Source organism: Sphingomonas sp. DMC6, assembly GCF_056314225.1.
Genome location: NZ_JBQUYT010000002.1, coordinates 589,760 through 613,127, shown reverse-complemented (window position 1 = coordinate 613,127; position 23,368 = coordinate 589,760). Strand labels below are relative to the sequence as shown.

Below are 23,368 nucleotides of genomic sequence, written 5' to 3'. Positions count from 1 at the left end.
GATGAGGCGATACCGGTATGGCATTGAGGACGCGGATCACGGAGTTGCTCGGCATCGAGCATCCGATCGTGCAGGGCGGCATGCAATCGGTGGGGCTGGCCGAGATGGCAAGCGCGGTATCGAACGCGGGTGCGCTCGGCATGCTGACCGCGCTGACGCAACCCAGCCCTGACGCACTGCGCGACGAGATCGAGCGCTGCCGCAGCATGACCGCCCGTCCCTTCGGCGTGAACCTCACCGTGTTTCCGACGATGAACTCGCCCGACTATCGCGGCTATGCCCAGGCGATCATCGATGCCGGTATTCGCGTGGTCGAGACGGCCGGTACGTCCGCCGTTGCCGAGCTGTGGGAAATGTTCAAGGCGGCCGACATCCGCATCCTCCACAAGTGCACCTCGGTTCGCCACGCCGTGTCGGCGGAGCGCAAGGGGGTGGACGTCATTTCGATCGACGGATTCGAATGCGCCGGGCACCCGGGCGAAGACGATGTTCCGGGCCTTGTGCTGATCCCGGCGGCGGCGGATCAGGTGAAGATCCCGATGCTGGCGAGCGGCGGGATCGGCGATGGCCGCGGGCTGGTGGCGGCGCTCGCGCTGGGCGCCGACGGGGTCAATATGGGCACCCGGTTCTGTGCGACGGTGGAAGCGCCGATCCATGACAAGGTGAAGCAGGCGATCCTGGCGAACGACGAACGCGGCACCAACCTGATCCTGCGCAAGTTTCACAACACCGCGCGCGTGGCCAAGAGCGCGGTGTCGGACGAAGTCGTGCGGCGGCTGGCCGCCCCGGAATCGACGTTCCAGGACGTCGCGCCGCTCGTCGCCGGGGCGGCGGGCCGGGTGGTGCTCAAGACCGGCGATCTCGAAGCCGGCGTCTTCTGGGCGAGCATGGTGCAGGGCCTGATCCACGATGTGCCGACCTGCAGCGAACTGGTTTCGCGCATGGTCGCCGAGGCGGAGGCGATCATCGCCGCTCGGCTGGGCCGGTTCATCGGGCAGCCCGTACCGGCGGCTGTTCGGTGAGCACCGCGCCTGCCGCGGCGCCGCGCCGCGCCGCATCGGTGCTGGTGCTCCGCGACGATCCGTTCGAGGTGCTGATGGTGCGGCGCAACGCACGCCAGTCCTTCGCCTCGGCACTCGTCTTTCCCGGCGGCGCGGTGGAACCCACCGATGCATCGGAGGCGTGGCGCACGCTGGTTGCGCCGGACGATCTCGCCGCCGAGGAGCGGGCCCTGCGGATCGCCGCGCTGCGCGAGGTGCATGAGGAGTGCGGCGTGTTTCTGGGGCCGCTGCCCAAGGCGGTGCCGGCATCGGCGGACTTTCGCGCGCTGGCGGCACAGGCCGGTGGCCCGCTGGCGCTCGATCGGCTGGTATCCTTCGGCCACTGGATCACGCCCGCGCATCGCGCCAAGCGGTTCGATACGCATTTCTTCCTCACGCGCATGCCTGCCGGACAGCAGGCACGTGCCGATGGGAGCGAGACGGTCGCGCTCGAATGGGTATCGCCGGCGGCGCTGCTCGATCAGGTCGCGCGGGGCGAGAGCCAGCTGCTGTTTCCGACGCTGATGAACCTGAAACGCCTGGCCGAGAGCGATTCGGTAGCGGATGCCGTGGACCGTGCGCGGATGCGCAAGCCGTTCACGGTGGAGCCGGTGCTGGTGCCGACCGAGGACGGGATCGAGATCACGATCCCCGAGGAGGCCGGCTATGGCGAAACGCGATTTCGCATTCCGCCCAGCACGATCTAACGTCTTTATCCGCCCTGGGAAGGCCAGCGCAGCGGCAGCGCTTCCACGCCGTTGACGGCACCCGATGCCATGCGTGCGGGTCCCGCCAGCTCGAAGTCCGGAATGCGGCGCAGCCATTCGCGCAGAAACACTTCGATCTCGCGCCGGGCGAGCACGGCACCGGGGCAGGTGTGTGGACCATTCCCGAACGCGGCATGGGGAATCGGAAACTTGCGGGAGAAGTCGACCGTCAGCGGGTTGGGGACCACCCGGTCGTCCAGCCCGGCGAACAGGTTGGGCGCCTGCACGATGTCGCCCTCTCGCAGCAGCACGTCCTTGTACGCATAGTCCATCGTCACGACGCGACTGGTGTTGGCGACGCCGTGGCGGCGGATCAGCTCTTCCACCGCATGCCGGATGAACGGTACATCATCGATCCGTTCGGCGAGCTGGCGCCGATGATCGGGATTCATCGCGAGGAAGCGTGCGATGAAGCCCAGCATCGAGGCGACGGTGTCCAGGCCGCCGAACAGCAGCAGCAGGCAGATGCTCATCAGATCGGCGCGGGTGATGGGAGCACCATCGACCTCCGCCTTGATGATCTGTCCGAACAGGTCGTCGCCCGGAGCGGCGATGCGTTCGTCGAGCCTTGCGCTGAGATAGGCGGCCATCTGGCGGTGGGCGTTCGCCCGCTCTTCCTGGGTGCCGCGCGTGGCCTGGTCCGCATAAGGCTGGATCTGGTCGCGATCCGACATCGGCAGGTCGATCAGCCCGAGAAAGACGGTGACGGGCAGGATCTTGGCAAAATCGGTGATGAACTCGCAATGCCCGGCGTCGGCAAAGCCTTCGATCAGCTCGATCGCGGTCTGGCGGGCGACCCCTTCCAGGCGATCGACCTGCTTGGGCAGGAAGTGCGGCATGATCAGCCGGCGATAGGGCGCATGCTCGGGCGGATCGAGATTGAGCGGCTTGAAATTGGTGGGGGAATAAGGCGCGCCGACGCTCCGCATCGAGAAATGGGCATGGTCGGTCTGCGCGGCCTTGATGTCTTCGAAGCGCGTGAAGATCCAGTGGCCGCCATTGTGGGGGGTCCACACGATGTCGGGCCCGTCCTGCAGGTGTTTCCAGGCGAGGTGCACGTCCTCGTCGCCGTGGACCAGGTTGTAATAGTCAATGTCCACGACACGATCGGCCGGCACGTTTTCCGGCCTGGGGACGGTGATGCGATCCATTACGGGGGTGCGGGTCACGGATCTCTCCTAACAGGTTCGTTCGGTAGTTTTCGCTGCGCGCTGCAGCGAGGCGGCGGCGATCAGTTCGGCTCGAAGCGCACATGGATATGTTCGGGCACGCGCATCATCGCGCCGCGAAGCTGGGGCGGCGGCATGTCCGGATCGAGCCGGAGACCGGCCAGGCGGTCGAGCACGGCATGCAGCGCCCGTGTCATCTCCACGCGGGCCAGATGCTGGCCGACGCACATGTGCGGCCCGCGGGCGAACGAGAAATGCGGCTTCTTCGCGCGGAAGATGTCGAACCGGTCCGGTTCGGGCCAGATCGCGGGATCGCGGTTGACGGCGGCGGCGAGCACGAAGACCATGGAACCGGCAGGTACGAACGTGCCGCCGAGTTCCAGGTCGTTGACCGCGGTCCGCATCAGCATGCCTACCGGGCCGTCCCAGCGCAGCGCTTCCTCGATCGCGGCCGGGATCAGTGCGCGGTCCTGGCGGATGGCTTCCAGCTGCTCGGGATTCTGAAGCAGAGCGGTCAGCAGCACGCTGGTGCCGCGATAGGTGGTGTCGCCGGCGGCGTTCATCAGCTGGCGCAGGAACGAGATCAGCACCTCTTCGGGGAGAAACTGGCCCTCAACCTCGGTCAGCGCCAGGCGGGTGATCAGATCGTCGCCCGGTTCCGCGCGGCGCTGATCGACGATCGCCTTGAAATATTCGCCCAGCTTTTCGCCGGCCTCCACCGCCTTGTCCATGTTGACATAGTCGGTCTGCGCGATCGCCAGCTTGTGGAACAGGTCGATATCGTCCTTGGGCAGGGCGAGCTGCTCGTAGATCACGTGGAACGGGTAGAGGTGGGTGAACTGCGCGACGAGGTCGGCACGGCCGGTCGGCTGGAAGGCGGACATCAGCTGGTCCACCACCGGATCGACGATGGTGTCGCCCCATTGGGTCACATATTGCGGCAGGAAGATCTTCTGGAAGATCCGCCGCCACGGCGTATGGTCGGGCGGGTCCATGATCGTGATCGACTGGCCGAAGGCGCGGCCGAGATTCTCGCCATAGGCCTTGTTCGAGAAGTTGACCGGATCGACCAGGATTTTGCTGGCTTCCTCGAACCCAACGACGCAGAACGACCGCCGGCCGCCAAAGACCTTGTCCGGCAGGCCCACCGCCTCGCGGAAGCTGACCGGATGGACCGGGCCTTCGGCACGCATGCGGTGGTAGAGCGGATAGGGATCTTCATGCCGTCCGAACGACAGGGCATCGAGCTCCATCGGGTTATAGGCCGGATCATCGAAGTCGCGGATTTTCGGTAGTGTTGCCATGATTTCCTCGCAACGCAGTGCGTTGCCGGGCAACCTACTCCCCGGCGCAGGGCGGCTCAAACGCGGGCGGGCGATATCCCGTCTGTGATGAGGCGCCGGGGAAGGCGGTCAGGCGATCTCGAACACGGCGGCGGCGCCCATGCCCCCACCGACGCACATCGTCGTCACCACGCGCCTGGCGCCGCGCCGCTTGCCCTCGATGAGCGCATGGCCGGCAAGGCGGGAGCCCGACATGCCATAGGGGTGGCCGATCGAAATGGCACCGCCGTCGACGTTGAATCGGTCCTGCGGCAGGCCCAGCGTGTCGCGGCAGTAGAGCACCTGGCTGGCGAACGCCTCGTTCAGTTCCCACAGGTCGATGTCCGCGATGGTGAGGCCCAGGCGATCGAGCAGCCTGGGCACCGCCAGCACCGGGCCGATCCCCATCTCGTCGGGCGCGCAGCCTACCGCCTCGAAGCCGCGATAGAGCCCCAGGATCGGCAGGCCGCGCCGGCTCGCCTCGTCCGCGTCCATGACGACGCAGACGCTGGCGCCGTCGGAGAGCTGGCTGGCGTTGCCGGCGGTGACGAAGCCGTTCTCGCGGATCGGCTTGAGGCGCGCAAGATCCTCGATCGTCGTGCCGGGACGGTTGCCCTCGTCGCGGGTGAGCGTGACTTCTTCCTGGCCGACGATCTGCCCGCTCTTGTCGACCACGTTCTTTACCGCGGTGATAGGGACGATTTCCTCGCTGAGCCGGCCGGCTTCCTGCGCGGCGGCGGTGCGCCGCTGGCTTTCGACGGCATAGGCGTCCTGCGCTTCGCGGGTGATGCCATAGCGACGCGCGACGATGTCGGCCGTGTCGATCATCGGAAGATAGACGTCGGGGCGTTCGGCGGCGAGCCATTCGTCCTCGAAGCGGAAGACGTTCCGGTGGGGCTCGACCAGCGATACCGAGTCGAGGCCGCCGGCGATCATGATGCCGCCTTCGCCGGCGCGGATGCGCTGCGCCGCCATGGCGATCGTCTGCAGGCCCGAGGAGCATTTCCGATCGAGCGATACGCCCGGCACGCTGTCCGGCAGGCCGGCGCGGATGGCGGCCTGCCGCGCGACATTGTTTCCCACCGCGCCTTCGATCCGGGCCGCACCCAGCAGCACGTCGCTGACCTCGGCAGGATCGAGCCGCGCGCGTTCGACTGCCGCCTTGATGACATGCGCGGCGAGGGTGGCGCCATGGACGTTGTTCAATGCGCCCCGGAATGCCTTGCCGATGGGCGTGCGGGCGGTAGCGACGATCGCGGCTTCTTTCATGGTCAGATCATCCTGGTGAATGCGTACACCATGCGACTAGGGTCGGCGTGCGCCGGGTGCCAGCCCCGGCGGCGCCCGAACCCGGCCTCGGGCCCGGAGATCGCACTCATGATGATGCCGGCCCCGCCTTTGACGTCGCTCGCGCCGCGGTGAAGGAACGTCCGCGATCGGATCACCCATGTCGAAGGAAAGCGCTGCGAATGAGCGAGGATCTGCGACCGGTACAGGAATGGCAGGCACATCTGGCGGCGGGCAGGCTGATGTTGCAGCGCAGCCGGTCGACCGGGCAATTCGTCTTCTATCCGCGCGTGGCGGCACCCTGCACCGGTGCGCAGGACCTCGACTGGGTGGAAGCATCGGGCCGCGGCACCGTCCACGCGACGACGGTGGTGCGCCGCAAGCCGCCGGAGCCCAGCTACAGCGTGGCGCTGATCGACCTGGCCGAAGGCGTGCGCCTGATGAGCGAGGTGGTCGATATCGCACCCGAGACGGTGACGATCGGCATGCCGGTGCGCGCAAGGATCGATCATGGCGAGGCCGGGTCGCGGCTGGTTTTCGTGGTGGAGTGAGACGATGACGAATGGTTTTCCGCGCGGGCGTGCCGCGATCGTCGGCGCCGCCACCTATGGGATCGGCCGCTGCCCGGGCGTTTCCGCTGTCGACATGGCGGCGCGGGCGTCGCTGATGGCGCTCGACGATGCCGGCCTCACGCTGGCCGACGTCGATGCGATCTACACCTCCGCCCCCTATGAGGCGCTTGGCGGGCTGGAACTGGCCGAATATCTCGGCATCCAGCCGCGGGTGACGGACTGCAACCGCACCGGCGGCTCCGCCTTCGAGATCTATGCGCAGCAGGCGGCACTCGCGCTCGACGCCGGGCTGATCGACTGCGCGCTGATCACCTATGGATCGAACCCCGCGAGCAACCCGCCCGGCGCCGTGGGCATGTCGCGGCAGAGCGTGTGGGAGGCGCCCTATCGTCCGATCGCGCCCGCTTCCTCCTATGCGCTTGCCGCCAGCCGCCACATGCACCTCTATGGCACGACGCGGCGCGATCTCGCGGAGGTCGCGGTGGCGGCGCGGCGCTGGGCGCAGTTGAACCCCGAGGCGGCCGTGCGCGATCCGCTGACGATCGAGGACGTGCTCGGCGCGCGGATGCTCTCCGATCCGCTCAGCGTGCGGGATGCGTGCCTGTTCAACGACGGGGCCGCCGCGATCGTGATGACCCGCGCCGATCGCGCGAAGGACTGTGCGAAGCCGCCGGTCTTCGTGCTCGGCGCCGCCAGCGTCGTCACCCATCGCGAGATCAGTGCGATGCCGGACCTGACGGTCACCGGGGCGGCGATCACCGGCCCGCAGGCTTTTGCGCAGGCGGGCATCGGCATCAGCGACATCGATGTGGTGATGCTCTACGATGCCTTCACGATCACGCCGATCCTGTTCCTGGAAGATCTGGGCTTCTGCGCCAAGGGCGAGGGCGGCCCGTTCGTCGCGAACGGCGCCATCGCGCCCGGCGGGCGGCTGGCGGTCAACACCAATGGCGGCGGCCTGTCCTGCGTCCACCCGGGCATGTACGGCCTGTTCCTGCTGGTGGAGGCGACGCGGCAGCTGCGGGGCGAAGCGGGGGATCGGCAGATCGGTGCGAACATCGCGGTCGCGCACGGCAATGGCGGTGTCCTGTCGAGCCAGGCGACGGTAGTGCTGGGGACGCGGGCGACGTTGTAGCGCGCCCGCGCCTACCTTATTCCGCCTTGCCGAGAATGGCCTCGACGCGGTTGGTGATGCCGGGGCTCTGCAGCAGCGCGATCTGGCGATCGACAGCGGCTTCGAGATGGGCTTCCAAGCCCGCGCGCAGGTCGGCGCGATGGAGGTCGACATAGCCTTCGAGCGGACGGCGCCCCATCGCCGCCAGCTTCTCGACCCGGACCAGCGCGCGGGCCAAGGCACCGTCTTCGCCGGCAACCTCGGCGAGGCCGAGTGCCGCCGCCGCATCGGCGTAGATCCGTTCCTGCTCCTCGAGCATCTTCCACAGCAGGCCGGGCGCCTTCAGCCGCAGCAGCCATTCGCCGCCGGTGCCGGGGATCAGCCCGACCCGGCCCCAGCCCTGGATGCACCAGCCCTTCGGACCGAAGAAACGGCTGTCGCAGGCGAGTGCGATGTCCAGCCCCATCCCCACGCACGCACCGTCCACGGCCGCGACCGTCGGCACGGGAATGGCGATGACCGAGCGGATCATCCCCTGATAGGCGGCATAGACGATCGACTTGCGCTCCTCGGGCGACATTTCCCGACGCGCCACCGCGCCCCGGATGTTGCCGCCGGCGCAGAAGGCGCCGTTGCCGGTGATCACGACCCCGTGGATATCGGGATCGTCCGCGATGTTCGTCAGTGCCGCGGTCAGCTCCCGGCACTCGTCGGGGCCCATCGCGTTGCGCTGCTCCGGCCAGTCCAGGGTTGCCACCACGGCATGCCCGTTGCGTTCGATCCGCACGCCCATCTTCAATATCCTTTGAACTGTGGTGTCCGCTTTTCGCGAAAGGCGCTGGTTCCCTCGGCATAGTCCTCGGTGAAGCGCATCTGCGGCGCAATCAGCGCCTCATAATCCATGAAGTCTGCGAGCGAGGGTTCGGACGCGCGATGGAGCAGCCGCTTCATCATGCCCAGGCCGAAGGTGGGGCCCGCGGCGAGTTCCTGCGCGACCGCCTCCGCCCGCGCGGCGAGTTGCTCGTCCTCGATCACCTCGCTGACGAGGCCCAGCGACAGGGCTTCGGCCGCGCCGACGAAGCGGCTGGAGAAGAGCAACGATTTCGCGCGCAGCAACCCCATCTGCCGCGTCAGCAGATAGGCCGCGCCGGTATCGGGCACGAGCCCGACCCGCGCATAGGTGAAGGCATAGCGTGCGGTGGAATCGGCAAGCACCTGATCGCAGGCGAGCGCGATGGCGGCACCCAGCCCGATCGCCGCACCGCGGACGACCGCTACCACCGGCTTTTCCATCTCCCAAAGTCCGCGTACCAGCCGCAGGCCGCCATGCTGCATGCGGCGGCGCGAGGACGGAATGGATTCGCCCTTGAACTGCCCGAGATCGGCACCCGAGCAGAAATGCGCGCCTACGGCTTCGATCATCAGCACGCGGACGGCCGGATCTGCGGCGGCCTGGTCGACGCGGTCCGCCATCTCCACGCGCATCGTCGCATCGAGCGCATTGCGCCGTTCCGGCCGGTTCATGACGAGCCGCGCAACGCCGCCTTCAACCGAGTATTCGATGGTCATCGCCTATTTCCTGTCCCTGCCGGTTGGCCGTTGGTGGTTCTGCTGCCGATCGGTGGAGCGTAGCAAGCGTCAGGCGGCCGGTTCGGCGACATGGCGAAGCGGGCGGTGATAGGAAGGGTCCTGGCGATCGCGGCTCGGCGGCCCCAGCGCGATGCGGGCGCGGACTTCTTCGGACACGCGCGTCTCGCCGAAATAGCCCGAATATTCGATAATGCACACGCGGTGCGCGATGCGCCAATCGTCGCCGCGCTTCTCGAACCGGTCGACATAGCGGCCATAGGACAAGGTCGGCGGGCCTTCGCGATTGTCGCCCAGGAACAGATAATAGGTCTCGACGTGCGCGGTGTCGCCGTCGAGGTCGATCGTGGTGTTCGAGATGCAATGATGGTGGCTGTGCTGCGTATTGCCATGCCAGCCTATCGCCCAGCGGCAGAAGCTGTCAGGGTCGCCCGCCGCGACGCCGTGCTCGTCCCAGGCATCGTCGTGATAGGCAGAACGCATCAGCGCGACATCGAACCGATCGACGCCGCGGGTGTAGCGGAGCAGGCATTGTTCGATCTCGAACCGGTCCTTCTGCGCGCGCACGAAGGCAGCGAGGTCGTGCGGTAGCGTCAGGTCGCGCAACGAAACTCTCCCATCAATCGGACAGTATCGTCGGCCTTTGCGGCGGCCGCCGCAATTGCTGCCCCCCGCTTTTCACGAATACGATGAAGTGGGCGGCGGCATGGATTTCGCTGCCAGGCAGGGGCAGAGCGTTCGCCATGGATCTTAGCTTCACCGAGGAAGAGCGCGCCTTCCGCGCCGAAGTCCGGGCGTTTTTCGCATCGGCACTCACGCCGGAACTGCGCGCCAAGATGATCGATCGCGGCCATCTGACCCGCGACGACTATGTCGCCTGGCAGCGCATTCTTTATGCCCAGGGCTGGGCGACGATCAACTGGCCGGTCGAATATGGCGGCATGGGCTGGTCGCCGGCCCAGCGCTACATCTTCCAGGAAGAGATGGCGCTGGCTCATGCGCCCGAGTGGCTGCCGTTCAACATCAACATGATCGGGCCGATCTTGTGCCGCTTCGGCAGCGAGTCGCAGAAGGCGAAGTTCCTGAAGCCGACGGCGAATCTCGACATCTGGTGGTGCCAGGGCTTTTCGGAACCGGGCTCCGGATCCGATCTTGCCAGCCTGAAGACCCGCGCGGTGCGCGAGGGCGACCACTATGTGCTGAACGGGCAGAAGATCTGGACCACCCAGGCGCAATATGCCGACTGGATGTTTCTCCTCGCTCGCACCAATCCCGACGTGAAGAAGCAGCAGGGCATCTCGTTCCTGCTGCTCGACATGAAGACGCCGGGGATAACGGTGCGTCCGATCGGCTCGATCGACGGCGTCGAGGATCTCAATGAGGTGTTCTTCGACGATGTACGGCTACCGGTCGAGAACCTGATCGGCGAGGAGGGCAAGGGCTGGGACTATGCCAAGTTCCTCCTCGGCAACGAACGCAGCGGCATCGCCCGGATCGGCCTGTCGAAGGAGCGCTTGCTCCAACTGCGGCACCTCCAGGCCGACTTGACCGCCCGCGGCATGCTGGATGCGGCGGAACAGCAGCGGCTGGCGTGGAAACTGGCCGAGGTGGAGGTGGAGCTTCGCGCGCTGGAGCTGACCCAGCTTCGCGTGGTCGCGGCCGATGCGCAGGGGGGCGGGGCCGCCGCGGCGGCGTCGATCCTCAAGATCCGGGGCAGCGAGCTTCAGCAACGCATGACCGAATTGCTGCTGGAACTGGCAGGTCCCGCCGGGCTGGCGGTGCCGCCCGGCTATGGCGAAGGCGATCACCGCGCGGGCACGCTCGACAGCTGGATCGGCACGGCCGCACCCTTCTATTTCTCCAAGCGCGCGGTTTCGATCTACGGCGGCGCGAACGAGATCCAGAAGAACATTATCGCCAAGAGCGTACTGGGACTCTGAGAGCATGGACTTCGATCTGAACGACGACCAGCGGCTGCTGGCGGATAGCGTCGGGCGGCTGCTGGCCGAACGCGCCAATTTCGAGACGCGCTCCGCCCTTCTGCGCGACGGTCGCGGCTGGAACCGCGCATTGTGGCGCGACATGGCGGAACTGGGCCTGCTGGGCCTCGGCTTTTCGGCGGAGGACGGCGGGCTGGACGGCGGCGGCGTCGAGACGATGATCGTGGCCGAGGCGCTCGGCCGTGCCCTGTCGCTCGAACCCTGGCTGGCGACTACTGTACTTGCAGGCGGGGCGCTCCGGCGCGGGGCGGATGCGGAGCAGCGCGCTGCACGCATTCCGGCGATCATCGCAGGGGAACGGACCATGGCGCTCGCCCATGCCGAACCCGGTGCGCCGCGCCACACCCTCGATGCCATCGGTACGGTGGCGCAGGATGGGGCTGCCGGCTGGACCTTGACCGGCACGAAGATCGCCGTGCTGCACGGCGGCGATGCCGACGAACTGGTCGTCAGCGCCCGGACCGATGCGGGGACGCGCCTGTTCCTGGTCGACGGTGCGGCGGCGGGCGTGGCGCGCGACAGCGTCACCGGATATGACGGTATCCCGGTCGCCACCGTGCGGTTCGACGCGGCGGCGGCGGAGCCGCTCGCAGGCGCGGCGGCGAGCGGCGACGTGCTGGCCGCAGTGATCGACGAGGCGGTTGCGGCGCTGTGCGCCGAGGCGGTCGGCGCCATGGCCGAGATCATCGATCTGACCAGCGCGTATCTCAAGACGCGGCAGCAGTTCGGCACGCCGCTCGCCGCGTTCCAGGCGCTGCAGCATCGGCTGGTCGACATGCTGATCCAGGTCGAGCTGTCCCGCTCGATGGCGGTGCATGCGGCGCTGTCGGTCGATGGTGCTCCGGCCGCCGAGCGTGCGCTGAACCTGTCCGCCGCGAAGGCCCAGATCGGGCGTGCCGGGCGCATGGTCGGCCAGAACGCCGTGCAACTGCACGGCGCGATCGGCTTCACGGGGGAATACAAGGTCGGCCACCTGTTCAAGCGACTGACCGCGATCGACGCGCTGTTCGGCGATGCCGACCATCATCTGGGGCGCATCGCCGCCGCAGGCAGGCTGCCCGAACTTTCCTGATCCTTTGCGGCGTGCGCGGCTTCGCCCCATGGTGAAGCCGCCAGACGAGAGGGGCGGTCCCATGCCGGGGCCGCCCCTTTTTCGTCAGCCGTGCTTCGCCCGGTCTTGCTGCCATTCGGCAAAGCTCGACCCGCTGGCCGCCAGCGTTCTGAGCAGCTCGGCCGGCCGCAGCGACGGGTCTTCCGGCGTGTCCGCAGCAAAGGCGTCCAGCCGCGCGACGATCGCCGCCAGCCCGACCTCGTCGGCCCAGAACATCGGGCCACCGCCATGCCGCGGCCAGCCATAGCCGTTCACCCAGACCACATCGATGTCGGAGGCGCGATAGGCGATGCCTTCTTCAAGAATGCGGGCGCCTTCGTTGACGAGCGGAAACAGAATCCGCTCGATCATCGCTTCGTTGTCGAAGCGTTGCTGCGCGATGCCGAGCCGGCCCGCAACCTCCGCCACCAGCGCGGCGACGTCGGGATTGTCGGTGCCTTCGCGGGCGCCGGCCTCGTAGCGATAATAGCCCGCTCCCGTCTTCTGGCCGAACCAGCCCTTCTCGCAGATCGCATCGGCGATCGGGAAGGGCGTGCCGCGGCGCTTGCGGATGAACCAGCCGACATCGAGGCCGGACATGTCGGCGATCGCCAGCGGCCCCATCGGGAAGCCAAAGGCCTTGGCCGCCTCGTCTATCTGGCGCGGGGTGGCGCCGCGCTGGAGGAGGCGCTCCACTTCCTGCGAGCGCCGGGCGAGCATGCGGTTGCCGATGAACCCGTCGCAATTGCCCGCCACCACGGGGATCTTGCCGATCGCGCGGCCGGCGGCCATCGCCGTGGCGATCGTCTCCGACGAGGTCCTGGCGCCGCGGATCACCTCGACCAGCTTCATGACGTTCGCCGGGGCGAAGAAATGCATGCCGACGAAATCCTCGGGGCGTTCGAGCACCTCGGCGATCGCGTCGACATCGAGCGCGGAGGTGTTGGACGACAGGATGATACCGGCCGCCGCCGACGCGCCGAGATCGGCGAAGATCTCCCGCTTCACGTCCATGTCTTCGAACACCGCCTCGACGACGAGGTCTGCCGCGGCGGCGGCGGCGCGATCGGTGGTGCCGGAGATCCGCGCCAGCCGTTCGTCCATCGCCGCCTGGGTCATGGAGCCGCGCTTGACCGAGGTGGCGTAGTTCGCGCGCACCCGGTCCAGACCGCGGTCGAGCGCTTCCTGGGTCGTGTCGACCACGGTGACGGGAATGCCCGCGCCGGCGAAGGACATGGCGATGCCGCCGCCCATCGTGCCGGCGCCGATCACCGCGGCGGTGCGCACGCGGCGCGGCTGCACGGCCGCGGGCTGGCCCGGGATCCGCGCGGCTTCGCGCTCGGCGAAGAACAGGTGACGCAAGGCGCGCGACTGGCTGCCGGCGATCAGCGCATCGATGGTCCGCGCGTCCTTCGCCATGCCTTCGGCAAAGGGAAGGGTGAACGAATCGCGGACCGATTCGACATTGGCGTGCGGGGCTGCCTGGCCGGCGGCGCGGGCGGTCAGCTTGGCAGCCAGCGCGTCGAACGCCGCGGAGTCGGCACGTGCGGCCGCGAGCTTGTCTTCCCGCTCGCTGACGGGAACGAACGGCTTGTCGACGATGGTGCGCGCGAAGGCGATGCCGGCGGCGATCGGGTCCTCGCCGCCGACATGATCGGCGACGCCCAGTTCGAGCGCCTTGGCTGCGGACAGGCGTTCACCGGACAGGCAGAGCTTCAGCGTCGCTTCCGGGCCGATCAGGCGCGGCAGGCGCTTCGTGCCACCGCCGGCCGCCAGCAGGCCCAGATGGATTTCCGGCAGGCCGACCTGGGCGCGCTCCACCATCACCCGATAGGTGCAGCCAAGCGCGACCTCGAATCCGCCCCCCAGCGCCGTGCCGTGAATCGCGGCGACCGTGGGCTTGCCGCACTGTTCGATCCGCTCGATCGCTTCCTGAAGCCAGGGCTCCTGCCGCGGCTTGCCGAATTCGGTGATGTCGGCACCGGCGAAGAAGGTCCGGCCCGCGCAGGCCACCACGATGGCGTGAATGGCGGGATCAGCGGCCAGTTCCGCACAGGCCTTGACCAGGCCGTCCCGCACCGCGTGGCCCAGGGCATTGACCGGCGGATTATCGACGAGGATGACGCCGATCTCGCCGTCCCGTCGCACCGATACCTTATCGTTGATGCTGCTCATGTCGCTGCCTCGCTTGCTGTGAAGAGGAGTGGGTCTCGGCCCGTCAGCGACAGCGCCTATCGCGCTGGCCCGCGGCGGCAAGGTTGGCGGCCGCGGCGGTGCATCATTTCAGTCTTGTGATGGCTGGCGCGGCATTCTGGTGAACGGGCGGCAATCGCGTAAGGGCTGCGGACAGGACCACATCGGGAGGCGCGCATGAGCGACATAGCAATCGACAGCCCTATCGAGGGCGTGTGCCGGTTGACCTTCAACCGGCCGGATGCGCTCAACGCGCTCACCTTCGCCATGTACGAAGCGCTGATCGAGCAGCTGGAACGCATCCGCTTCGACCACAAAATCCAGGTCGTCGTCCTGACCGGCGCGGGTCGCGGGTTCTGCGCGGGGCACGACCTGCGCGCCGGCGGCAAGCCCGGCTGGGTGGACGAGGATCTCGGCCGCGCGCAGCGCAATCGGGCCACACTGGCCCGCCTGGGCCAGATCCCGCTGCTGATGCGGGCGCTGCCCCAGCCGATCATCGTCGCGGTGAACGGTGTCGCCGCCGGCGCGGGCTATGCCTTCGCCCTGGCCGGCGATCTCGTTCTCGCCGCGCGCTCCGCCAAGTTCGTCAACGCCTTCCACAATGCCGGCACCGGGCATGAGATGGGGTTCAGCTATCTGCTGCCGCGGGCGATCGGGACCCAGCGTGCGGCGGAAATCCTGCTCACCGGCCGCCCCGTGCTGGCGGAGGAGGCCGCGCAGATCGGCCTCGCCCTCCGCATGGTCGAGGACGCGGAGCTGGAGGCGGAGACGCTGAAGCTGGCGGAGGCGATCATGGTCAATAGCCCGATCGGCATCGCCATCACCAAGCAGAGCATGCACATGAATGCCGATGCCGCGAGCCTGGCGCACGCGATCGAGCTGGAAAATCGAGGGATCTTCACCAGCACCTCGACCGAGGACACGGCGGAGAAGCGCAAGGCGTTCGTGGAGAAGCGAAAGCCGGTCTTCACCGGGCGCTGAGCGCGGCGGAAGGCGCGTACCGTTCATATCCCTGATGAGGTGGGGCGCGACGTGGCGTCCCGCGTGCGGGAGGAATACCCTTGGCGGCCAAGGAGGATTGCATGCCGGACTGGAACGCGATGTCGGATGGCGAATTTCGCCGCGCGACGATCGATTTCATCGAAACCTACTGCCCGCCGGAGCTGCGCCATCGCAAGGAGCATCCGCGCTGGGACGAGGCGGCGATATGGTATCACCGCATGTCGGAACATGGCTGGCTCGCGCCGAGCTGGCCGGTGGAACATGGCGGCATGGCGCTGAAGCCTGCCAAATACCTCATCTATCTGGAGGAATGGACGCGGCTTGGCGTGCCCACGATCCTTCCGCAAGGGCCGCTCAACGTCGGCCCGGCGCTGCTGGCCAACGGCACGGCGGAGCAGATCGAGGAATATCTGCCCAAGATCCTCTCGGGCGAGCATCGCTGGTGCCAGGGCTTTTCCGAGCCGGGCGCGGGTTCGGACCTCGCTGGCCTGCGCACCGAGGCGCGGATCGAAGGCGATGAGTTCGTCATCAACGGCCAGAAGATCTGGACGTCCGGAGCGCTCGACGCCAACCACATCTACGTGCTCGCGCGCACCGACAAGAGCGTGCAGAAGCAGAAGGGCATCAGCTTCATCCTGGTCGACATGGACCAGCCGGGCATCACGGTGAAGCCGATCGTCACGGTCAATCACGATACCGATTTCGCCGAAGTGTTTTTCGACGAGGTGCGCGCGCCGCTGAAGAACGTGGTCGGCGGGCTGAACCGCGGGTGGACCGTCGCCAAGTCGCTGCTCGGCTTCGAGCGCATCTTCGCGGGCGCCCCGCATTTCAGCCGGAACGCCGTGGCCCAGGCTGCCGAGATGCTGGTCCTGACGGGCCTCGACCGCGATCCGGTGATGGTCGACCGGCTTGCCGAGCTGAAGCTGGAGGTGGAGGACATCGCCGTCGCCTTCGAGGCGCTGGCGCAGGAAGTGCGCAAGGGCCACAGCTTCGGTTTCGAGGTCTCGACCCTGAAGGTCGCCAATACCGAAACGTTCGCGCGCGTGACCGAACTGATGCTCGAAATGGCGAGCGAGCGTGGCGCGATGTTCGGGGACGTGGATTTCGGCGAGGGATCGTCGAACCTGCTGAAGACCTTCCTCTTTGCGCGCGCGCCGATGATCTATGGCGGCACCGTGCAGATCCACCGCAACATCCTGGCCAAGCAAGTGCTTGGCCTGCCGGGCTGAACCGATGAGCGAGATGACGCAAGACGATACCGATCAGGGCATGATCGCCGAGCTGCGCAACACGGCGGAGCGCGTGGTAGCCGATTCGACCGATCACGCCCGCACACGCCGCCTGCGCCGCACCGCGCCGGGGTTCGACACCGGACTGGTCGACACCTTTGTCGAGCTCGGCTGGTTCGGCGTGCTCGTGCCCGAGGAGAAGGGCGGGCTGGGCTTGGGCCTTGCCGATATGGCGGTGCTGGTCCGGGTTCTCGAAAAGGGCCTGATCTCCGATCCGCTGTTGCCGATCGCGGTCCTGGGCACGCGCACGCTGGTCCATGCGGAGAACGCCGCGGCCGACGCGCTGCTGGCGGGGGTGATGGAGGGGACGGTCCGTCCTGCCCTGGCGCTCGATTTCGACGAAGCGATCCCGGACGTGCAGCGCGTCGACGGGCGCCTGCACGGGCGATGCGACGCCGTTGCCGGCGGCGCGGCAGCCACGCATCTGCTTGTCCCCGCGCGGGCGGCGGAGGGGGTTGCCCTGTATGCGGTGCCGGTGGACGCCGACGGCATAACGCAGGCGCAGCGCTGGCGCGCCGACGAGACGCCGGTCGCCCGCGTCACGCTGGACGGGGTTGCCGATGCGACGCGGGTGGCCGAGGCCGACCGGGGGCAGGCGGCCATCGAGGCAGCGATCGACGAGACGCGGCTGGTGGCGGCCGCCGGGCTGGTCGGCCTGTGCGAACAGATGCTCGAAATGACGATCGAATATCTGAAGGTTCGCCACCAGTTCGACGCGCCGCTTGGATCCTTCCAGGCGCTGCAGCACAAGACCGTCGATCTCTACATCCAGAAGGAAATCGCGGTCGCCACCGCCGCGTATGGCCTGCAGCTCGCGGCACGGGGCGAACGCGCCGCCGGAGCGCTGCGTGCCAAGGGACGAACAAGCGCGGTCGCGAACCGGATCGGTCGCGAGGCGCTGCATCTTCACGGCGCCATCGGCTTCACCGATGAGCATGACATCGGCCTGTACCTCAAACGGGCGCTGACGCTTTCCGCCTGGCTGGGCAATGCCGCCGCGCACCGACGTCGTTACATCCAGATGGGAATGGCCTGAACATGAGCAACGCAGTCACCGGCACCGACACGCTGACCGTGACCCGCGAGGGGCACGTCGCCATCGTCACGCTCAACCGGCCCGAGGCCTTGAACGCGATCGACCGCGATCTCCACCACGCGATCCCGCAGGTGCTGCTGGCGCTGTCGGAGGACCGCGACGTGCGCGCGATCGTCCTGACCGGCGCGGGCCGCGCCTTTTCGGCGGGCGGCGATCTCAAGGCGATGGCAGCCCGCTTCGGCACCGATGCGGGCAGGGACCATGCGATGGGCGTGCCCGGGCTGGCCAGAACGTTGCTCCAGGCGATGTTCGAGGTGGAAACGCCGATCATCGCCGCGGTCAACGGCGATGCAATGGGCCTTGGCGCCACGATCGCGCTTGCCTGTGACGTGAGCGTCATCGCCGAGACCGCGAAGTTCGGCGACACCCATGTCCGGGTCGGCCTGGTGGCGGGCGATGGCGGCGCGGTGATCTGGCCGCTGCTGATCGGCGCCAATCGGGCGAAGGATTTCCTGATGCGCGGGCGCGTGATCGACGGCATCGAAGCCGAGCGGCAGGGCATCTGCAACTATGTCGCCCCCGCCGATCAGGTGCTCGCCCGGGCAAAGGAAATTGCGGAGGAGATCGCGCGCCTGCCGCCGCTCTCCGTCCGCTGGACCAAGGCCAGTATCAACAAGGGCATCAAGGCGCAGCTGAATACGGTGTTCGACGTGTCGATCGCCTATGAGGCGCTGACCATGCTGAGCGCCGATCATGGCGAGGCGGTCCGCGCATTGCTGGAACGGCGCAAGCCCGATTTTGGCGGCCTCTGACGGGGCGATCTTCACAAGCGTGATGGGGGGCAGGGCGCCGTTGCCGGTCGCCGGCCACCTGCCATAACCACCGCATGTCCATTCCGGCGGAGACGGGAGTCGAGGTGAGCGAAGCCATCGATCTGGAGGAGTTGCGCAGCGGCATCCGGTCCGTCCTGGACGTCGAGGCGACGAGCGAGCGTATCCATCGCCATTACGACGGCGATACGAGCATCCTCGCGGAACTGAAGCGGATTACCGGCGAGCTCGGCTGGAGTGCGCTCGGCATCCCGGAAGACCATGGCGGCCTGGGCCTCGGTCTGCGCGAGCTGGCGGTGCTGTACCGCGAACTCGGGCGCGGGCCGGTGCCGCTGCCGTTCCTGTCGACCATGATCGTCGCCGACATCGTGGCGCGCGGCGGCACGCCCGAGCAGCAGGCACGGTGGTTGCCGGCGTTCGCGGCCGCCACCTGCTTTGCCGCGCTGGGGCTCGACGGCACCGCCACGCTTGCCGGCGACCGCGTGACCGGCCGGCTCGACATCGTCGTCGACGGCGGCGATGCCGGCGTTCTCCTGGTGCGGGCGGGCGAATCCTATGTGCTGGTCCCGACGGAGCAGCCGGGGGTTACTGTCGCGCTGCTTCCGGCGGTCGACCGTACCCGCAGCCTGGCGAGCGTTACCCTGGAGGCTGCGGCGTGCGAGCGCATCGCCGTCGACGCGGAGGCCCTGGCCGTCCATGCCGCGCTGGGCGTGGCATCCGACTGTATCGGCGGGGCCGAGGCAATCCTCGAGAAGACGATCGACTATCTGAAGGTGCGGGTGCAGTTCGGCAAGCCGATCGGCGCGTTTCAGGCGTTGAAGCACCGCGTGGCCGACCATCATCTGACGCTGGAACTGGCGCGGTCGCTGCTGGATACGGCGATCGCGGCGCAGGATGGCGGTGTCGAACACGAGGTATTGGCGGCACTGGCGCGGGTGCAGGCGGCCGAAGTCTATGCCGCGATCGCCGACGATGCGGTGCAGCTGCACGGCGGCATCGGCTTCACCTGGGAGCATGATTGCCACCTGTATCTGAAACGCGCGCGGCTGAACGAGATGCTCTACGGCGATGCCGAGCGTCATCTCGATCGCGCCGCCGATCATCTGATGGAGCAGACGGCGTGACGGTCGCAACGACGGAGCGGCGTTTCGAGCCTTTGGCCAAGCTGGGCGACACCGAAGCCTTTCGCGCCGAGGTGCGCGCGTGGCTGGCGGCCACGCTTCCCGCGGACTGGCTCGCCACCATCACCGGTGGCGGCGAACAGGCCTATGTCGATTTTCAGCGCTGGTGGTTCCGCGAACTGATGAAGGTCGGCCTCGCGACCGCCCATTGGCCGAAGGCGTGGGGCGGCGAGGAACTGCCGCTCCAATACCAGGTCGTGATGAACGAGGAGTTCGGCAAGGTCCGCGCGCCGCGGCCGCTGCTGTACACCGTCTCGCTTTATCATCTCCCTGCCACCCTGTTCGCGCATGGCACGCCCGAACAGCGCGACCGGTTTCTGACGGGGGTGCGCGAGCGCGGCGAATTGTGGTGCCAGGGCTTTTCGGAGCCCGGCGCCGGGTCCGACCTCGCGTCGCTGCGCACCCGTGCGGAGCGCAAGGTGAAGCCCGATGGCAGCGTGGTTTATGTCGTCAACGGCCAGAAGGTCTGGTCTTCGTTCGGCATGCATGCCGATTATTACATGCTGCTCGCGCGCACCGATCCGGATGCGCCTAAGAAGCAGGCCGGCATCAGCTTCTTCCTGCTGCCGATGGATACGCCCGGGCTGATCCGGCGCCCCATCCGGCAGATCAACGGCGATGCGGAATTCTGCGAGGTGTTTCTCGACGATGTCGAGATCCCCGCCGAGAATCTGATCGGGCGCGAGAACGAAGGCTGGGCGATCGCCCAGTCGACGCTGTCCGCCGAGCGCGGGCTCATCATCGTCGACCAGGCCCAGCGGATGCAGTTCGTGCTGGAGGGTGTGCTGGCCGATGCACGCGGCGGGAAGCTTCCCTGGTGGCGCGACCTCGACCTGCGGCGGCAGTTCCTGCGGCTCTACGCGCAGGCGGTCGCTGTGCGCGCGCTGGTGGACCGCATGATCGACGAGATCGTGCACAATCCGCACATGGGCACGTCCCCGACGCCGACGCTCGTCAAGCTGAGCTATTCCGAGCTGCTGCGGCGGTACACCACCTTCACTCTGAAGCGAGACGGTCTTGCTGCGCAGGTGGCGCGGCCCAAGGCCCTGGGCGCAGGAAAGCTGACCGAGAATCATATGGACGACTATCTGTCCGCCTATAGCTGGACCATTTCGGGCGGGACCAACGAGGTCCTGAAGAATGTGCTGGCCGAACGCGTGCTGGGTCTGCCGCGATGAAGACGGTAGGGGATCTCCACGAATATAACGCCCGTTACTTCGGGAGGAGCGAGGCGTTCGTTTTCGAAGAGCGGCGCCTTACCCACGCATCCTTTCTGGACCGCATCCGCCGTCTTGCCGACGCCTTTTACGCGGCGGGCCTCCGCCGCGGTGACCGGATTGCGGTGCTCGCGCTCAATTGCCTCGAAATCTACGAGATCATGGGGGCCGCCGAACTCGCCGGGTTCGCCGCAGTCCCGCTCAATTTCCGTCTCGTCCAGGCGGAGATCGACTATCTCCTCTCCGATATCCAGCCGGCCGCCGTGGTGTGCGAGGCGGACCTGATGCCGCTCGCGGCGACGTTTCGCGCCCAGCGGCCGGACCTTGTCTGGCTGCGGCTGCGCGAGAGTGCCCGCGGCGACACCACGCAGCACTTTGAGGATTTCCTCAACAGCGGGGCCAGCGAAGGGCCGCCGATCCGCGCCCTGCCGGACGACCTGTGCTATCTGATGTATACCAGCGGCACCACCGGCCGCCCCAAGGGCGCGATGCTCGTCCAGCATGCGGTACTGGCAGGCGCGGAAATCGGTGCTTCGGAATCGGAAATGGTGAAGGGGGGCACCTGGCTCGTTCACTCGCCGCAGTTTCACATCGGCGGCAACGGGACACGATTGAGCCAGCAGGTGCGATCGGGCCGCGTCGTCCTGCACCGCAGCTTTGATCCGGCCCGCGCTCTGCGCGACATCGAGCAGGAGCGTGTGACCGGAACGATGACGGTCGGGACGATGCTGCAGGCCGTGCTCGACGTGGCGGACGATTACGACCTGTCGTCGATGCAGTCCTGGATGGTGGCGGGCGCACCGGCTTCACCCGAACTGATGCGACGCGCAATCGCCAAGCTCGGCAAGATCTTCATCATCCAATACGGGATGACCGAAGGCCGCGTATCGGGCCTCTACCGGTACGAAGTCGATCCCGATGCCGGGCCGGACGCGGTGAAGCATCTCCGCTCGGTCGGCCGGCCGGCGCCGCAGGTCGAGGTCGAGATTCGCGACGAGGCGGGAAGGGTCTGTCCCCCGAACGTGCCGGGCGAAGTCGTCTTCCGGTCGCCGAACGTTTTCGCGGGCTATTGGAACAATTCGGTCGCGACCGCCGAGGCACTGCGCGACGGCTGGATGCATTCGGGCGATGTCGGCTATGTCGACGAGGACAACTTCCTCTATCTGGTCGACCGCAAGAAGGACATGATCATCTCCGGCGGCGAGAATATCTACAGCCGCGAGGTCGAGGACGCGCTGCACGCCCATCCCGACGTCATCGAGGCGGCGGTGATCGGTGTCCAGGACGAGAAATGGGGCGAGGCGGTCAAGGCCTATGTCGTGCTGGCGGCAGGTGCGGTGCTCTCGGCGGAACTGGTCATCGAGCATACCCGCACCCGCATCGCCCGCTACAAATGCCCGAAGCATATCGAATTCGTCGAGGCGCTGCCGAGGATCGCCAACGGCAAGATCGACAAGGTTGCGCTTCGCAGGCGCGAGAAGGAGAGATCGTGATGCATTCCGAGCATCGCGCCGCGCACGAAGCGCTCGACCGGCTGGAAGATGACGCCTTCCGGGAGGTCGTCCGCGACTGGGTGACACGCGCTTGCCCCGACCATCTGCGATTTCCGGCGAAGCGGCTGCACTTCGCCGATGTCCGCGAATGGTACATGATCCTGTCGGAAAAGGGCTGGCTCGCGCCCGGCTGGCCGCGCGAGCATGGCGGGATGGGATTGTCGCCCGCGCGCCAACTGATCCTGATCGACGAATTCGAGCGTCACGGCGCCCCGCGCGTGCCCGACCATGGCATCATCATGCTGGGGCCGTTGCTGATCCGCTACGGCAGCGACGCGCAGCGCGAACGGTTCCTGCCCAAGATCTTGTCCGGCGAGCACATCTGGTGCCAGGGCTATTCGGAGCCCGGCGCGGGATCCGACCTGGCCGCGCTGCGGACCGAGGCGGTGCGCGACGGCGACGAATGGGTCATCAACGGCCAGAAGACCTGGACCACGCTCGCCTCCGACGCGCAGTGGATGTTCCTGCTCGCGCGGACGGACAAGACCGCCAAGAAGCAGGCGGGGATCAGCTTCCTGCTGGTGCCGATGGATGCCCCCGGGGTCACCGTGCGGCCGATCATCAACCTCGAGATGCACGACGAATATTTCGAGGTGTTTTTCGACAACGTGCGGGTTCCGGCGAGCTATCTGGTCGGGGAGGTCAATCGCGGCTGGTCGATGGCGAAGGCGCTGCTCGGGTTCGAGCGGATCTTTTTCGGCAGCCCGAAACAATCCGCGTTCGCGCTGGAGCGGCTGCGCCACCTCGCGGCGCACTATGGCGTCGCCGAGGATCCGCTGTTCCACGACAAGTTCGTGCGGCTGCACATGGATATTGCCGACCATTCGGACCTGTTCGAGCGCTTTGCCGACCAGGTCCGGCGCGGCGAGCCGCTGGGATCCGATGTCTCGATGCTGAAGCTGCACCAGACCGACCTGTACCAGCGCATCACGGACCTGATGATCGAGATTGCCGGTACCGATGCCGGCCTGTTCGATCCGGTGGAAGGCGACCGGGCGATCAACCCGGCGGGTTTCTTCATCCAGTCGCGCCCGACGACGATCTATGGCGGCACCAGCGAGATCCAGCGCGGCATCTTGGCGCGGGACGTGCTGGACTTGCCGGCCTGATCGATCGGGG

General features: G+C 67.4%; 21 protein-coding genes. 14 read left to right on the top strand and 7 right to left on the bottom strand.

Annotated features, from left to right (window positions below; genetic code table 11):
• Positions 1-17: 17 nt before the first annotated feature.
• Positions 18-1,022, top strand: coding sequence for an NAD(P)H-dependent flavin oxidoreductase (locus tag ACT53M_RS06765; RefSeq protein ID WP_476232260.1), 1,005 nt, complete (start codon positions 18-20; stop codon positions 1,020-1,022).
• Complete coding sequence (locus ACT53M_RS06760) at positions 1,019-1,747, top strand: NUDIX hydrolase (RefSeq protein WP_476232259.1); 729 nt, start codon at positions 1,019-1,021, stop codon at positions 1,745-1,747. Before ACT53M_RS06765 ends, ACT53M_RS06760 begins: the two co-directional genes overlap by 4 nt.
• Before the next feature lie 5 nt (positions 1,748-1,752).
• Here the strand turns inward: ACT53M_RS06760 and ACT53M_RS06755 are convergent, their stop codons facing one another.
• The 3 genes from ACT53M_RS06755 to ACT53M_RS06745 form a co-directional block, all read right to left on the bottom strand.
• Complete coding sequence (locus ACT53M_RS06755; RefSeq protein ID WP_476232258.1) at positions 1,753-2,976, bottom strand: cytochrome P450; 1,224 nt, start codon at positions 2,974-2,976, stop codon at positions 1,753-1,755.
• Positions 2,977-3,038: 62 nt separating this feature from the next.
• Complete coding sequence (locus ACT53M_RS06750) at positions 3,039-4,280, bottom strand: cytochrome P450 (RefSeq protein ID WP_476232256.1); 1,242 nt, start codon at positions 4,278-4,280, stop codon at positions 3,039-3,041.
• A 108-nt stretch (positions 4,281-4,388) separates the two neighbouring features.
• Positions 4,389-5,567, bottom strand: a complete 1,179-nt coding sequence (locus tag ACT53M_RS06745; RefSeq protein ID WP_476232254.1) for an acetyl-CoA C-acyltransferase — start codon at positions 5,565-5,567, stop codon at positions 4,389-4,391.
• Positions 5,568-5,767: 200 nt separating this feature from the next.
• Between ACT53M_RS06745 and ACT53M_RS06740 the strand changes: the two genes are divergently transcribed.
• Positions 5,768-6,136 carry a Zn-ribbon domain-containing OB-fold protein gene (locus ACT53M_RS06740; protein WP_476232253.1) on the top strand — a complete coding sequence of 123 codons (369 nt, stop codon included), beginning with the start codon at positions 5,768-5,770 and terminating at the stop codon, positions 6,134-6,136.
• Positions 6,137-6,140: 4 nt separating this feature from the next.
• Entirely contained in the window at positions 6,141-7,292 is a 1,152-nt protein-coding gene (locus tag ACT53M_RS06735) for a thiolase (protein ID WP_476232252.1), read from the top strand.
• A 16-nt stretch (positions 7,293-7,308) separates the two neighbouring features.
• Here the strand turns inward: ACT53M_RS06735 and ACT53M_RS06730 are convergent, their stop codons facing one another.
• From ACT53M_RS06730 to ACT53M_RS06720, 3 genes are all read right to left on the bottom strand, one after another.
• Positions 7,309-8,064 carry an enoyl-CoA hydratase/isomerase family protein gene (locus tag ACT53M_RS06730; RefSeq protein WP_084581231.1) on the bottom strand — a complete coding sequence of 252 codons (756 nt, stop codon included), beginning with the start codon at positions 8,062-8,064 and terminating at the stop codon, positions 7,309-7,311.
• A gap of 2 nt (positions 8,065-8,066) precedes the next feature.
• The gene (locus ACT53M_RS06725) at positions 8,067-8,840 is read right to left on the bottom strand and encodes an enoyl-CoA hydratase/isomerase family protein (protein WP_476232250.1); all 774 of its coding nucleotides are present in this window, start codon (positions 8,838-8,840) and stop codon (positions 8,067-8,069) included.
• A 69-nt stretch (positions 8,841-8,909) separates the two neighbouring features.
• On the bottom strand, positions 8,910-9,464 hold the full coding sequence (locus tag ACT53M_RS06720; RefSeq protein ID WP_476232249.1) for a nuclear transport factor 2 family protein: 555 nt from the start codon (positions 9,462-9,464) through the stop codon (positions 8,910-8,912).
• A 137-nt stretch (positions 9,465-9,601) separates the two neighbouring features.
• Here ACT53M_RS06720 and ACT53M_RS06715 point away from each other — a divergent pair, with 137 nt between their 5' ends.
• Together ACT53M_RS06715 and ACT53M_RS06710 are read left to right on the top strand one after the other, a co-directional pair.
• The gene (locus tag ACT53M_RS06715) at positions 9,602-10,798 is read left to right on the top strand and encodes an acyl-CoA dehydrogenase family protein (protein ID WP_476232247.1); all 1,197 of its coding nucleotides are present in this window, start codon (positions 9,602-9,604) and stop codon (positions 10,796-10,798) included.
• A gap of 4 nt (positions 10,799-10,802) precedes the next feature.
• A complete protein-coding gene (locus ACT53M_RS06710; protein ID WP_476232246.1) occupies positions 10,803-11,930 on the top strand; it encodes an acyl-CoA dehydrogenase family protein in 1,128 nt (375 codons plus the stop codon).
• Positions 11,931-12,014: 84 nt separating this feature from the next.
• On the opposite strand, the gene ACT53M_RS06705 is transcribed toward ACT53M_RS06710, so the two are convergent.
• Positions 12,015-14,123: a 3-hydroxyacyl-CoA dehydrogenase NAD-binding domain-containing protein gene (locus ACT53M_RS06705; RefSeq protein ID WP_476232245.1), complete on the bottom strand. Its 2,109-nt coding sequence runs from the start codon at positions 14,121-14,123 to the stop codon at positions 12,015-12,017.
• A gap of 195 nt (positions 14,124-14,318) precedes the next feature.
• Between ACT53M_RS06705 and ACT53M_RS06700 the strand changes: the two genes are divergently transcribed.
• From ACT53M_RS06700 to ACT53M_RS06665, 8 genes are all read left to right on the top strand, one after another.
• Positions 14,319-15,122 (top strand): enoyl-CoA hydratase/isomerase family protein, encoded by an 804-nt coding sequence (locus tag ACT53M_RS06700; protein ID WP_476232244.1) that lies wholly within the window; start codon positions 14,319-14,321, stop codon positions 15,120-15,122.
• Between the two features lie 101 nt (positions 15,123-15,223).
• Positions 15,224-16,372: an acyl-CoA dehydrogenase family protein gene (locus tag ACT53M_RS06695; RefSeq protein WP_476232243.1), complete on the top strand. Its 1,149-nt coding sequence runs from the start codon at positions 15,224-15,226 to the stop codon at positions 16,370-16,372.
• 4 nt (positions 16,373-16,376) lie between these two features.
• Positions 16,377-17,468, top strand: coding sequence for an acyl-CoA dehydrogenase family protein (locus tag ACT53M_RS06690; RefSeq protein ID WP_476232242.1), 1,092 nt, complete (start codon positions 16,377-16,379; stop codon positions 17,466-17,468).
• A 2-nt stretch (positions 17,469-17,470) separates the two neighbouring features.
• Positions 17,471-18,280 carry an enoyl-CoA hydratase/isomerase family protein gene (locus ACT53M_RS06685; protein WP_084581213.1) on the top strand — a complete coding sequence of 270 codons (810 nt, stop codon included), beginning with the start codon at positions 17,471-17,473 and terminating at the stop codon, positions 18,278-18,280.
• A gap of 104 nt (positions 18,281-18,384) precedes the next feature.
• Positions 18,385-19,422, top strand: coding sequence for an acyl-CoA dehydrogenase family protein (locus ACT53M_RS06680; protein ID WP_476232240.1), 1,038 nt, complete (start codon positions 18,385-18,387; stop codon positions 19,420-19,422).
• Positions 19,419-20,657 (top strand): acyl-CoA dehydrogenase family protein, encoded by a 1,239-nt coding sequence (locus tag ACT53M_RS06675; protein WP_476232239.1) that lies wholly within the window; start codon positions 19,419-19,421, stop codon positions 20,655-20,657. The genes ACT53M_RS06680 and ACT53M_RS06675 overlap by 4 nt, the downstream gene beginning before the upstream one ends.
• Positions 20,654-22,189 carry an AMP-binding protein gene (locus tag ACT53M_RS06670; RefSeq protein ID WP_476232237.1) on the top strand — a complete coding sequence of 512 codons (1,536 nt, stop codon included), beginning with the start codon at positions 20,654-20,656 and terminating at the stop codon, positions 22,187-22,189. Before ACT53M_RS06675 ends, ACT53M_RS06670 begins: the two co-directional genes overlap by 4 nt.
• Positions 22,189-23,358, top strand: a complete 1,170-nt coding sequence (locus ACT53M_RS06665) for an acyl-CoA dehydrogenase family protein (protein ID WP_476232409.1) — start codon at positions 22,189-22,191, stop codon at positions 23,356-23,358. The genes ACT53M_RS06670 and ACT53M_RS06665 overlap by 1 nt, the downstream gene beginning before the upstream one ends.
• Positions 23,359-23,368: the final 10 nt, after the last annotated feature.